The sequence below is a fragment of the Bradyrhizobium sp. LVM 105 genome (assembly GCF_003957705.1).
Lineage (GTDB): Bacteria > Pseudomonadota > Alphaproteobacteria > Rhizobiales > Xanthobacteraceae > Bradyrhizobium > Bradyrhizobium frederickii.
In genome coordinates this window covers 23,935-36,936 of sequence record NZ_QZMV01000031.1, presented here as the reverse complement: position 1 = coordinate 36,936, position 13,002 = coordinate 23,935, and the positions used below count along the sequence as shown (strand labels likewise).

The following is a 13,002-nucleotide window of genomic DNA, read 5'->3' as shown; positions in this document are numbered from 1 at the left end:
GCTGCTGTGCGGTTCTTCCTGCGTGTGCATTTCGCGCAGCGGACCGCGGGTGCGAGCCGGCACCCGGCCTTCCCTGCGCCCTCTTGGCTCAAGAGGGGCGAAGACGTAAGCAAAGCTCGGGCGAATTCAGCCGCGAGAGCGAGAACGTATGCCCGTCGCCACACACGCGGTGTCGTCGCCCGGTTCAACCGGGCGATCCAGTATTCCAGAGACGCCAGCGATCAATCCGAGAAGCCGCGGCGTACTGGATTCCCCGCCTTCGCGGGGAATGACAGTGTTGCTTGGAGAACCAGCTCTCGCCTCATCCTTCGTCGCAAGGGCTCCTCGCAATGACGCCGTGGAGAGAGCGCGCCAAAATAGAAAGCGACAGCTTCGGTCCTGATGCGATCAGAACCGAAGCTGCCGCGACTGCCTTGTGCAGGCTTACTGCTTAACCTTCCCGTCCTTGTCGTATTGGGCAATGAAGGCCCAGAGATTGTTGATCTCGGTCTCGTTCTTGATGCCGGCGAACGCCATCTTGGTGCCGGGAATCTTGGCCTTGGGGTCCTTGATGTATTCCTTGAACACGGCCTCGTCCCAGGTGATGCCGGAATTCTTGTTCGCGTCCGAATAGCTATAGCCCTCGACCGCGCCCGACTTGCGGCCGTTGAGGCCGTTGAGCTCGGGGCCGACCTTGTTCTTGGCGCCTTCGCCGATCGCGTGGCAGGCCAGGCATTTGTTGAACGATGTCTTGCCGGCCGCGACATCCTGCGCCATCGCGGCGGGTGCGGTGGCAATCACGGTGAGGATCGTCAGGGCGCCAAAAGTCAGTTTTGTCATAAGTGTGCTCTTCGTCTCTTCCCGGGTCAGATGGAGGGCCGTGTTTTGGCAGGTCCGATGCAAGTGGACAAGCCGCGAAACCTTGACAGGTTTCCTGCTATCAGACTTGTCCCAGAGAGAACTTGCGCTGCAACAAAGCAATGCGACCTTCGGAGGACCTACCCAAAGCGGGCAAGACATGATTGATTTGCTGCGACTTTTCCATCCGGCGGATGAAAGCTTCTGAAAATGGCCATCATGATGCCCGCAAGCGACCAGGCCGTGCTCGCGCGCCGCGCTGAGATCGTTGCTGCCTTGCGCGCCATCGTGCCCGGCGAGGGCGTGATCGATACGCCTGCCGAAATGCGGGCCTATGAGTCCGACGGGCTCACGGCCTATCGGCAGCCGCCGATGGTCGTCGTGCTGCCCGATACGACCGAGCAGGTCTCGCTCATCCTGAAATATTGTGCAGGGCAAGGCATCAAGGTGGTGCCGCGCGGCTCGGGCACCTCGCTGTCCGGCGGCGCGCTGCCGCTCGAAGACGGCGTGCTGCTCGGCCTCGGCAAGTTCAAGCGCATCCGCGAGATCGATTTCGACAATCGCGTCGTCGTCACCGAGCCCGGCGTCACCAATCTCGCGATCAGCCAGGCCGTCGCGCATGCCGGTTTCTATTACGCGCCCGATCCGTCGTCGCAGATCGCCTGCTCGATCGGCGGCAATGTCGCGGAGAATTCCGGCGGGGTGCACTGCCTGAAATACGGCATGACCACCAACAACGTGCTCGGCTGCGAGATCGTGCTGATGAGCGGCGAGATCCTGCGCATCGGCGGCAAGTCTGCGGAGAACGCGGGCTACGATCTGATGGGCGTCATCACCGGTTCCGAAGGGCTGCTCGGCGTCATCACCGAGATCACGGTGCGCATCCTGCAAAAGCCGGAGACGGCGCGCGCGCTGATGGTCGGCTTTGCCGAGGTCGAGGCCGCCGGCGAATGCGTGGCGCGCATCATCGGCGCCGGCATCATCCCCGGCGGCATGGAGATGATGGACAAGCCGGCGATCCACGCCGCCGAGGCTTTCGTCCATGCCGGCTATCCGCTCGACGTCGAGGCGCTCCTCATCATCGAGCTCGACGGTCCCAAGATCGAGGTCGACGAGCTGATCACGCGGGTCGAGACGATCGCCAATGCCTGCGGCTCGACCACGTGCCAGATCTCGACCTCGGAGGCCGAGCGCAACCTGTTCTGGGCCGGCCGCAAGGCCGCGTTCCCGGCGGTCGGCCGCATCTCGCCCGACTATCTCTGCATGGACGGCACCATTCCGCGCGGCGCGCTGCCGAAGGCGCTGGCGCGGATCCGCGAGCTCTCGGAAAAGTACCAGCTCGGCTGCGCCAACGTGTTCCACGCCGGTGACGGCAATCTGCACCCCTTGATCCTCTACGATGCCAACAAGCCCGGCGAGATCGAGCGCGCCGAAGCCTTCGGCGCCGACATCCTGCGCGCCTGCGTCGAGTTCGGCGGCGTGCTCACCGGCGAGCACGGCGTCGGCATCGAGAAGCGCGACCTGATGCCCGAGATGTTTTCCGAGATCGACCTCAACCAGCAGCAGCGGCTGAAATGCGCCTTCGATGCGCAGGGCCTGCTCAACCCCGGAAAGGTGTTTCCGACCCTGCACCGCTGCGCTGAGCTCGGCCGCATGCATGTCCATGCCGGCAAGCTGGCGTTTCCGGACATTCCGCGGTTCTAGTCTCGATCGCTGCCATGCGCGAAATTTGCCTTTCGCTCTAAACTTGGATACCCGCTCAGTCGTGGATACGCTCAAGGTCAGAGACGCCAAAGACGTCGAAGCAGTCGTGCGCGCGGCGATTGCCAATGAGCAGCCGCTCGAGATCGTCGGTCATGGCTCCAAGCGCAGCATCGGCCATGCGATGGCAACCAATGCCGTGCTCGACGTCTCCGCGCTGAATGCCGTCACCTCCTACGAGCCGAACGAGCTCATCATCACCGTTCAGGCCGGTGCGCCGCTCGCCGACGTGCTGTCGCTGATCGACGCCAAGAACCAGCAATTCGCCTTCGAGCCTGTCGACACCGCGCCGCTGCTCGGCACCGCGCCATCGGGCACCATCGGCGGCATGATCGCGGCCGGGCTCGCCGGTCCGCGCCGGATCAGGGCTGGCGGGGCGCGTGATCACCTGCTGGGGGCGCACGCCGTCTCGGGCTTCGGCGACAGCTTCAAGACCGGCGGCAGGGTGGTGAAGAACGTCACCGGCTACGACCTCTGCAAGCTGCTGGCGGGATCCTGGGGCACGCTGTCGGTGATGACCGAGGTCACGCTCAAGGTGATGCCGAAGCCGGAAGCGGAGCGGACGCTGCTGCTCCGCGGGCTCGACGATGCCGTCGCCAACAAGGCCATGACCGCGGCGCTCGGCTCGCCCTTCGACGTCTCCGCCGCCGCGCATCTGCCAAAATCGGCGTTCCGCGCCAAGACCGACGGGCTTGGCGATCTCGCAGGGGAGGGCGAGGCGCTGACCGTGCTGCGGCTGGAGGGCATCACGGCCTCCGCCGCCCACCGCGCCGGATCGCTGCGCGAGTTGCTGGCGCCGTTTGGAACCGCGACGCTGATCGAGGATGCGGCTTCCGCGGCGCTGTGGACCACGATCCGCGACGTGCTGCCGTTCGCGGCCGGCGGCGCGCTCGGCGCCTGGCCGGTGTGGCGGATCGTCTGCCCCCCTGCCTCGGGTGCAGTGCTCGGCACGCAATTGGCGCGCGAGACCGGGGGCGACGTGATCTACGATTGGGGCGGCGGCCTGATCTGGGCGGCGCTGCCGCCGCAGGGCGACGCGCATGGCCCGGCCGTGCGCGCGCGTGCAAACGCGCTCGGCGGGCACGCGACGCTGATCCGGGCGCCCGACGACGTCAGGTGCAATGTCGATGTGTTCCATCCGCAGGCGCCCGGCATCGCCGCCCTGAGCGAGCGGGTCCGCGCCAGTTTCGATCCGAAGACCATCCTGAACCGGGGACGGCTCACGCGGAGCGCTGCTGAATGAAGACCGAATTCTCACTGGCGCAGCTCGCCGACCCTGACATCGCGGAGGCCGACAAGATCCTGCGCGCCTGCGTCCATTGCGGCTTCTGCACCGCGACTTGTCCGACCTATGTGCTGCTGGGTGACGAGCTCGATAGTCCCCGCGGCCGCATCTATCTGATCAAGGAGATGCTGGAGAAGGACCAGGCGCCGACGGCGGAAGTGGTCAAGCATGTCGATCGCTGCCTGTCGTGCCTGGCCTGCATGACGACCTGCCCCTCGGGGGTCAACTACATGCACCTCGTCGACCAGGCCCGGGTCAGGATCGAGCAGCGCTATCAGCGGCCTCTGGCCGAACGGCTGCTGCGCCGGGTGCTGGGCTTCGTCCTGCCGGACCCCCAGCGATTTCGCATCAGCATGGTGCTGGCGCGGCTGGCCCGTCCGCTTGCCGTGTTCCTGCCGACGCCGCGCCCCTCGGCCACGCCCGGCCTGGTCCAACGCCTCAAGGCGATGCTGGCGCTGGCCCCGCACCGGCTGCCGTCACCGGGGCCGCTCCCGGGCAGCGTGTTCGCCGCGCTCGGCAAGAAGCGCGGCCGGGTCGCGCTGCTCCAGGGCTGCGCCCAGCAGGTGCTGGCGCCGCGCATCAACCAGGCCGCCATCAGCCTGCTCACCCGTCACGGCATCGAGGTCGTCCTGGTCAAGGACGAGCAGTGCTGCGGGGCGCTGACCCATCATCTCGGCGACGACCACGACGCCTTGGCCCGCGCCCGCGCCAATATCACGGCCTGGCAGAAGGAAGCCGCAGGCGAGGGGCTCGACGCCATCCTGGTGACGGCCTCCGGCTGCGGCACCGTGATCAAGGACTACGGCTATCTCCTGCGGGAAGACAAAGCGTTTGCGGCCGATGCGGCGAAGGTGTCTGCGCTCGCCAAGGACATCACCGAATATATTGCCGGCCTCGGACTCGAACCGACCGCGCGCCAGGACAACATCGTCGTCGCCTATCACTCCGCATGTTCGTTGCAGCACGGGCAGAAAATCACAGCTCTGCCGAAAGAATTGCTTTCCAAGAATGGATTCGTGGTGAAAGATGTGCCGGAGAGCCATTTGTGTTGCGGTTCGGCGGGGACTTACAACATTCTCCAACCCGAGCTTGCGGGCCGGTTGCGCGATCGCAAGGTCGCCAACATCGCGAGCATCAAGCCGGACATGATTGCCGCGGGCAATATCGGCTGCATGGTGCAGATTGCCAGTGGCACGTCAGTTCCGGTCGTACACACGATTGAGCTTCTCGATTGGGCTACGGGCGGGTCGCGGCCGGCACTGAACGCGTCAGTTTGAGCTTTCAGAGCCTGAAACTTTCCTCCCGAGGTGACGACTGAAGACGCCCGATCGACCATTGTTCGGCGGCAACAGGAGGACCACGATGGCGAAAGCGAAGAAGAAGAAAAGCAAGAAGGCCAAAAAGGCCAAGAAGGTTGTAGCGGCGAAGAAGACCGCCAAGAAGGCAACCAAGAAGTCCGCGAAGAAGTCTGCCAAGAAATCGAAGAAGGCTGCCCCCAAGAAGGCCGCCAAGAAGGCTGCGAAGACGTCGGCCAAGAAGGCTGTGAAGAAGGCCGCCAAGCCTGCTGCAGCGAAGAAAGCCGCGAAGAAGGCGGCACCGAAGAAGGCGAAGGCAGCTCCCGCGCCGAAGCCGTCAGCACCGCCGGCCACTCCGGCTCCCGAGCCGGCAGCCGAGACAAGTTGGGCGATGCCTTCGTCTTCTGCGGAGCCCGCGCCGGCAGAGGGGCAGGGGTAAGCCCGGCCGCTCCCTGGCTCTTGAAGCGATCTGCAATCAGGAAGGCCGCGGCGCCGGGCGCTGCGGCCTTTTTGCATCGCCGCAAGCTGATTCTGCTTCAGCCTTCGGCCGTGCCTGTGTGATTCTTGGCCTGGGGGTCACCCAGCCGAAGACCCCCGGACTTACACGGGCCTCCTGTGCACTTTGGAATGCAAAAAATGTGATCGGGAAGCCACACAGGCGGACAACCTTTCGTGAAATGGTCAAAACGCCTAAAAAGTCGGCAGATGCCCGCGCTTTTTGCTTCACGGTTCCTATCCGCCAATCCAGATTGTCGCAGTGAAGGAATTTGCAATCAGGTCGAGCGCCCCGGGGGGCTTCCGGGATCCGACTGGGGTCTAAGAACTGGTGATGGGGATCGAAATGAAAAAAGTGGCTTTGTTGGCAACGGCGCTGGCAATCGTGACGACGGGCTCGGCTTTCGCGGCAGATTTGCGGGTGAAAGCGCTGAAGGCCCCGCCGCCGCCGGCCTTCGAGCCGTGGGATATCGCCTTCGGCGCCGGCATCATGAGCGATTACGTCTTCCGCGGCATCACCCAGTCCAATCATAAGCCGTCGGTGACGGCCTATTTCGAGCCGCGCTACAACGTCAACAAGGACCTCCAGCTCTATATCGGTGCGTCCGCCTCGAGCATCTCGTTCCCGAACCGCGCCGCGGCGGAAGTCGATATCTACGGCGGTATCCGCCCGACCTTCGGCATGTTTGCCTTCGACTTCGGTGTCTGGGGCTACCTCTATCCGGGCGGACAATGTTTCGGCTCGCAGGGCACCCTGCTGCAGGGCAATTGCGGCGGCGACATCGACTACTCGCAGGGCGCGATTGGCCTTCCCATCAACGGCAACTTCGCCAAGAAGAGCGCGAGCTTTTACGAAGGCTTTGCCAAGCTGAACGTCACCCTCAACGATCAGTGGACGGTCGGCTTCAACGAGTACTATTCGCCTAACTTCCTGAACCTCGGCGCCTGGGGCAACTACGCCTCGATCACCGCCAAGTGGACCGCGCCGAGCACGACCTTCGGTGCCAGCGGCGTCGGCATGTATGTGTCGGGTGAGTTCGGCCGTCAGTGGTTCGGCACTTCCGACATCTTCTACGGCATCGCGGGCGATCCGGTGTACGCGAACGGCATCAAGGAGCCGAGCTACAACACCTGGAACGTCGGCGTCGGCTTCACCTACAAGGTGTTCACCCTCGATCTGCGCTACTACGACACCGACCTGAGCAAGGGCGACTGCAACGCTCTCACCAGCGACCACACCGCGAAGTTCGACAGCAGCTTCACCGCCATCAATCCGGGCGGCTTCGGCTCCAACTGGTGCAGCGCTGCCGGCGTCGCCAAGCTCTCGTTCGACCTGACGGCGATGACCAATCTGAAGTAAGTTTCTTTCGACTTCACCAAGTCATTCGGCAAGGGCGGCAGAGCGATCTGCCGCCCTTTGCTTTTTTGGGCTGGGGTCTCTCCGAGAACGCCATGGCCGGGCTTGACCCGCGCCATCCACGTTCTTCGGCAGTCGCGCAATGAGGGCATGGATGGCCGGGACAAGCCCGGCCATGGCGATGCAGAAAACGGCGGTAAGAAGCCGCTCGGGCGTTAACGCGCCGTACTCGGCTCCTTCGCAGTCAGCGCGCCGCTGCCGAGGACGTGAATCGCACCGTCCTCCACCAACGCCACCTTGCGGGTATGGAAGGCGTCCAGCGTCGAGCGATGGCCGATCGAGACGATGGTGGCCTGTGGCAGCTTCTCCGTCAGCAGCCGGTAGAGCCGGTCCTCGGACGGCTCGTCCAGCGAGGCGGTCGCCTCGTCGAGGAAGAGATAGTCGGGTACGTGCAGCAGTGCGCGGGCAAGCCCAAGGCGTTGCTGCTCGCCGAGCGACAATGTCCGATTCCAATGGGCGTCCTCGTCGAGCCGGTCCGCCAGGCGCGGCATGCCGACCGCAATCAGGGCGTCGCGGATCTTCTCGGGCGGGATGGAGCCGTGCCCGGCCGGGTAGATGACGGCGTCGCCGAGCGGGCCGATCGGGAAATACGGCCGCTGCGGCAGCATCATCAGCTTCGCCTTCTCGGGAATGGCGATCGTGCCGGTGCCGAACGGCCAGATGCCGGCCATGGCCCGGAATAATGTCGATTTGCCGGAGCCCGACGCGCCGGTCACCAGCACCCGCTCCGACGGCTGGATCGTGAAGGCATCGGCGGCGACCAGGGGCGCGCCGTTCGGCAGTTTGACGAGCAATTGCTCGAGCGTGATGGCCTCGCCCCTCGATGGCACGACGTCGATAGCCGGCTCGAGCGTCGCGCCGCGGGCGGCGGCGCTGACCGACATCTCGAAGCCGTCGAGGCGGGCGATCACGGCGCGCCACTCGGCGAGCGAGCGGTAGGCCGTGACGAAGAACGACAGCGCATCCTGCACGCTGCCGAACGCCGAGCCGGTCTGCATCATGTCGCCGAGCTGGATGCGCTTGGCGAAATAGGCAGGCGCGACCACCACATAGGGAAACAGCGTCGCGGCCTGGCCATAGCTGGCCGTGAACGCGGTCAGCCGCTTGGTCCGGCTCATGATCTCGTACCAATTGCCGATGACGAAGCCGAAGCGTTGCAGCAGCCGCCCTCGCTCCGCGCCCTCGCCTTTCAACAGGGCGATCTGCTCGGAATTCTCCCGCACGCGGATCAGGTTGAAGCGAAAATCGGCCTCGAAGCGCTGCTGCTCGAAATTCAGGTTGATGAGCGGGGCGCCGATCCAGTGCGTCAGCGCGGTGCCCGCGATCGCGTAGGCGACTGCGCACCAGACCAGAAAACCGGGGACGACGATGTCGGTGCCGTAGATGTACAAAGGCGCCTTGTAGGACAGGCCCCAGAGGATGACGATGAACGAGGCCAGCGTCACGATCGAGGACAAAAGGCCGAGGCCGATGCTCAGCGTCTGTTCGACGAAGGTCTTGACGTCCTCGGTGATACGCTGGTCCGGATTGTCGGCGGCATCGCCCTTGAGCTGCATGCGGTAATGCGTGGCGCCGTCGAGCCATTCGCCGAGATAGTGTCGCGTCAGCCATTGCCGCCAGCGGATCTGGAGCCACTGGTTCAGGTAGAGCTTGTAGACGGCCAGCGCGACGAAGGTGAAGGCAAGGCCAAGGAAGATCCAGACCTCCTTGACGAACTCGGGCAGATCGTAGGCCTGCAGCGCGCTGTAGAACCGGTTCTGCCATTGATTGAGCAGCACGTTGATCGCGACCAGCACCAGCTCCATCGCGACGATGACGGCGAGCAGGCCGCGGCCGGCCCATTTGTCCTCCGACCGGAAATAGGGGGCGGCGATTCGCCAGACGATCGCGAGCGTGGCGCTGATATTCTTCACAGAGCGGAATCTCCTCGGGGAATGTGCACAAATGCCCGCAGCCAAGGACTTGAAACCATGGCGGAAAGCGGCGCGCTTAGACTAAAGTCGCAAGTTCTGCAATTTGCGTTGTCCTGTCGCACCCTGCAACCCTAGCATGGCGTTCAGCGGCGCGGGGTAGGGACGCTCCGGGATTTCGCGACCTTGTGAGCGGACGGGAACCGCTGCATTCGCGAGGAATTCGCATCCAGCTCGGGGGTTATCGCTTCCAGCGTCAAGCAGGCCGGCTCTCCACGCGGGCCGCCTGTAGCAAACATGCGTGGACAGGAAGACCATGTGGAATCAAATCTATGATCCGCTGCACAGCCCGGTGCTGTCGACGATTGCGGCGGCGGTGCCGGTCGTCACGCTGCTGGTTCTGATCGCGAGCGGCCGCGTCCAGGCCCATATCGCGGCCGTCATCGCCGTGATCGTGACCAACCTGATCACGATCTTCGTCTTCACCATGCCGGCGAACATGTCGATCCGCGCCTCGGTGCTGGGCATCGTCACCGGCTTCTTCCCCATCGGCTGGATCGTCCTCAACGTCATTTTCCTCTACCAGGTGACGGTGAGCACCGGCCGCTTCGAATTGCTCAAGCGCGCGGTCGGCGGCGTCACCGAGGACCGCCGGCTACAATTGCTGCTGATCGCGTTCTCGTTCGGGGCGTTCTTCGAGGGCGCCTCGGGCTTCGGCACGCCGGTCGCCATCACCGGCGCCGTGCTGATCGGGCTCGGCTTCTCGCCGCTCGCAGCTTCCGGCCTGTCGCTGATCGCCAATACCGCCCCGGTCGCCTATGGCGCGCTGGGCACGCCGATCCAGGGTCTCGCCTCCGTCACCGGGCTCGATCCCTACATCCTGGGCGCGATGGTCGGCCGGCAATTGCCGTTCTTCTCGCTGCTCGTGCCGTTCTGGGTGGTGTGGGCGTTCGCGGGCTGGAAGGGCATGAAGGATGTCTGGCCGGCGATCCTCGTCACCGGCGTGTCGTTCGCAATCCCGCAATTCGTGATCTCGAACTACATCAATCCCTGGATCGTCGACATCGGCGCGTCGCTGATCTCGATGGGCGCGCTGATCCTGTTCCTGAAGGTCTGGCAGCCGAGGGAGCTCTGGCTGTCGCCGGCGCTGCGCGGCCGCGACGAATCGGCGGCTACCATGGCGGCCGCAAAGCCGCTCGACAGGACGCCGCTGACGCAGAGCGAGCTGTTCAGCGCGCTCTTGCCGTGGATCATCGTCTGCATCGTGATGCTGGTCTGGGGCAACGGCGCCTTCAAGGCCTGGGCGAATTCGATCTTCGTCTGGAACTATCCGGTCCCCGAGCTGCACCAGATGATCAACAAGATGCCGCCGGTCGCGCCGGGGCCGACCAAAGAGAGCGCGGTGTTCGGCTTCACCTATCTGTCGTTCACTGGCACGGGCATGCTGATCGCGGCGATCATCTCCGGCGTCCTGATGGGGGTCAGTCCCGGCCGGCTCCTGACCGAATACGGCCGGACCGTCCGGCTCTGTGCGATCTCGCTGATCACGATCTCGGCGATGCTGGCAATCGGCACGCTGACGCGCCTGTCCGGCGTCGACGCGACGCTCGGCCTCGCCTTCGCGGCCACCGGCGTGCTCTATCCCTTCTTCGGCACGCTGCTCGGCTGGCTGGGCGTGGCGCTGACGGGATCGGACACCGCCTCCAACGTGCTGTTCGGAAACCTGCAGAAGATCACCTCCGAGCAACTCGGCCTGTCGCCGATCCTGATGAGCGCGGCCAACTCGTCCGGCGGCGTGATGGGCAAGATGATCGACGCGCAGTCGATCGTGGTCGCCTCCACCGCCACCAATTGGTACGGCCACGAGGGCACCATCCTGCGCTTCGTGTTCTGGCATTCGATCGTGCTTGCCTGCCTCGTCGGCGTGCTCGTGACGTTGCAGGCCTATGTCTGGCCGTTCACGGCGATGGTCCTGAAGTAGCGGGCCACGTCCGGCTTTCGACACGGATCCCCGCGAGGTTCGCCCTCGCGGGGATTTTTGCATCCGGGTTGCGCGAACCTTCTCAATGGCGCCGCCGTCTTATAGAAGGTGCGGAAAATCAGGTCGGACGAGAGGTCTCATGGTTTTGTTCAAGCGGTTGGTGTGTGCGGCGGTTGCAATGCTCGCGGTGTCCACGCTCGCGCGTGCCGAGGACGGTTTTCCGTTCGGCACCGAGATGACGCTGGAAGCATTGCCGCAAGCGGGCTCCAAGCGGATTCCGAACATCGAGATCGGCGACCACGGCGAGGTCGTGCTGGAGCTCTGGTGCAAGGGCGGCAAGGGCCAGTTCTCGGTCGCCGGCAACACCGTGATCTTCGTTCCCGGACAGATCCAGGACCGCTCCTGCCCGCCGGCAAGAGCCCAGGCCGACGACGAGCTCGTTGCGGCGCTCGCCAGCGTCGAGACCTGGAAGCGTCAGGGCGATGTGCTGACCCTGATCGGCCCCAAGCCGCTGCGCTTTCGTACGACGGGGAATTAGGGCTCTCGTGTCCCGGACAAGGCGCCTCGCGCAAGCGATGCGCCGCAGAGCCGGGACCCAGACTCTCCGCGATCCAGTCTCTGGGCTCTGGCCTCTGGGCTCCGGCTCGCAGCGCTTCGCGCTACGTCCGGGGCACGGCGTACGTCACTTCCACGCCGACTTGTCGGCGTCCCAGCGCTGGCCCTTGAGCTCCCTGGCGAGCGCCTCGATCGAGCCGTTGTCGTCGGGCTGGTCGCCTTCCTCGTCGACCGAGGCGTCGTCGGAGAGGTTGAGCCTGGCGCCGCTGCTCTCGTCGGCCGTCGTCGTCGCGGGGCTGCCGATCCAGAGCATGAGCTTGTCGGTGGCGCCGGGCTTGTCCGGCGAGACGAGCCCGGTGACCTCGATCGTGTCGGTCAGCTCGAGCGCCGGAAAATCCTGGTTCGGGCGCTTGAAGACCAGCTTGAGCTTGCCCGTGGCGGAGTTGAAGCTTTGCGAGACCGGCTTTGCCGCGAGCGTTCGGCTCAAGACGTTCGAGACGGCGGTTGCCAGCTTGTTGCGGTTGACCTTGTCGCCCTCGCGCCAGTCGGCCGCGGCAAAGCGGATGGTGCGGTCCATCTCGGTCATGCCGGCGGTCCACCCTGCGGCAGTGACGCCCTGCATCGCCTTGAACTTCGCCAGCAGCGCGCCGGCGCGCTCGGGATCGACCGACATGTTGATGGTCTGCTCGCCTGCGCGCAGCGCATCGCAGCCGACATTGAGGCTCGCCAGCGTCACCTCGACGTCCTGGCCCTTCAGGCTCTTCAGGAAGTCGGTCGCCGCATCCAGCTTGATCTTGACCGCGATCGCCTCCGGCGAAACGTCGGTAAAATCCTTCGGCTGCGCCGTGATGCCGTCGTCGGAGGTCTGGTTGTCCAGGAATTCCTTCTCGCTGAGATCGGAATTGTCGGGCGAGGTGACCTCGGTCACCGCCTGGCCGATGCTGATCTGGCCACGAAACTCGAAGAAGTCTCCGCTCTGCTTGCGCAGCAGCTTGACGCTGACGGGCGCCTTCTCACTGATGCTCTGCGTGGTGCCGGTCAGCGTCTGGCCTGCGACCTGGAGATTGACGACGAAGCGGTCCTTGCGGTCGGAATTCTTCGCGATCGGGTAACAGACGTCGAGCACGGCCGCGGTGACCGTCTTGCCCTGGCGCGTCTCCTTCAGGATGACGTCGGCATTGCCGTCCATCAACCCGTCGATCGAGGTGAAATAGCGCGTCTCCACGCCGCCGGGCGCCGTGGCCTTGGGCGACAGCTTCATCTGGGCGGAGGCGACCTCGGGTGAAGCTGCCAGCAAAACCGCCAACAGGGCTGTCGAACAAACCAGAAGCGCGCGCATCGACGACATCCTCAAGCAATCAGAATCGGCGCCACCGTAGTGGGTTTTGGCCGTGGGTTGAATCGGAAAGCGGTATCCATCGTTCCCAAAAAGAAGGCCGCCCGGAGGCGGCCTTCACAACATTGTC

General features: G+C 64.7%; 10 protein-coding genes. 7 read left to right on the top strand and 3 right to left on the bottom strand.

What is annotated here, in order from left to right; genetic code table 11:
• Positions 1 to 423: 423 nt before the first annotated feature.
• Entirely contained in the window at positions 424 to 819 is a 396-nt protein-coding gene (gene cycA / locus D6B98_RS37395) for a cytochrome c-550 CycA (RefSeq protein ID WP_126261951.1), read from the bottom strand.
• Positions 820 to 1,047: 228 nt separating this feature from the next.
• Between cycA and D6B98_RS37390 the strand changes: the two genes are divergently transcribed.
• The 5 genes from D6B98_RS37390 (at position 1,048) to D6B98_RS37370 (ending at position 7,033) form a co-directional block, all read left to right on the top strand.
• Complete coding sequence (locus tag D6B98_RS37390) at positions 1,048 to 2,541, top strand: FAD-linked oxidase C-terminal domain-containing protein (RefSeq protein WP_126261950.1); 1,494 nt, start codon at positions 1,048 to 1,050, stop codon at positions 2,539 to 2,541.
• A gap of 61 nt (positions 2,542 to 2,602) precedes the next feature.
• Complete coding sequence (locus D6B98_RS37385; protein WP_126261949.1) at positions 2,603 to 3,841, top strand: FAD-binding protein; 1,239 nt, start codon at positions 2,603 to 2,605, stop codon at positions 3,839 to 3,841.
• The gene (glcF, locus tag D6B98_RS37380; protein ID WP_126261948.1) at positions 3,838 to 5,160 is read left to right on the top strand and encodes a glycolate oxidase subunit GlcF; all 1,323 of its coding nucleotides are present in this window, start codon (positions 3,838 to 3,840) and stop codon (positions 5,158 to 5,160) included. Before D6B98_RS37385 ends, glcF begins: the two co-directional genes overlap by 4 nt.
• Before the next feature lie 85 nt (positions 5,161 to 5,245).
• Positions 5,246 to 5,617 carry a histone gene (locus tag D6B98_RS41175; RefSeq protein ID WP_126261947.1) on the top strand — a complete coding sequence of 124 codons (372 nt, stop codon included), beginning with the start codon at positions 5,246 to 5,248 and terminating at the stop codon, positions 5,615 to 5,617.
• 402 nt (positions 5,618 to 6,019) lie between these two features.
• Positions 6,020 to 7,033, top strand: a complete 1,014-nt coding sequence (locus tag D6B98_RS37370) for a TorF family putative porin (protein ID WP_126261946.1) — start codon at positions 6,020 to 6,022, stop codon at positions 7,031 to 7,033.
• 212 nt (positions 7,034 to 7,245) lie between these two features.
• Here D6B98_RS37370 and D6B98_RS37365 read toward each other — a convergent pair whose 3' ends face one another.
• Positions 7,246 to 9,003: an ABC transporter ATP-binding protein/permease gene (locus D6B98_RS37365; RefSeq protein WP_126261945.1), complete on the bottom strand. Its 1,758-nt coding sequence runs from the start codon at positions 9,001 to 9,003 to the stop codon at positions 7,246 to 7,248.
• A gap of 313 nt (positions 9,004 to 9,316) precedes the next feature.
• Between D6B98_RS37365 and D6B98_RS37360 the strand changes: the two genes are divergently transcribed.
• Both D6B98_RS37360 and D6B98_RS37355 read left to right on the top strand, forming a co-directional pair.
• A complete protein-coding gene (locus D6B98_RS37360; RefSeq protein WP_126261944.1) occupies positions 9,317 to 10,981 on the top strand; it encodes an L-lactate permease in 1,665 nt (554 codons plus the stop codon).
• A gap of 139 nt (positions 10,982 to 11,120) precedes the next feature.
• On the top strand, positions 11,121 to 11,519 hold the full coding sequence (locus D6B98_RS37355; RefSeq protein WP_164719125.1) for an META domain-containing protein: 399 nt from the start codon (positions 11,121 to 11,123) through the stop codon (positions 11,517 to 11,519).
• Between the two features lie 144 nt (positions 11,520 to 11,663).
• Here the strand turns inward: D6B98_RS37355 and D6B98_RS37350 are convergent, their stop codons facing one another.
• Complete coding sequence (locus tag D6B98_RS37350; RefSeq protein ID WP_126261942.1) at positions 11,664 to 12,875, bottom strand: hypothetical protein; 1,212 nt, start codon at positions 12,873 to 12,875, stop codon at positions 11,664 to 11,666.
• Positions 12,876 to 13,002: the final 127 nt, after the last annotated feature.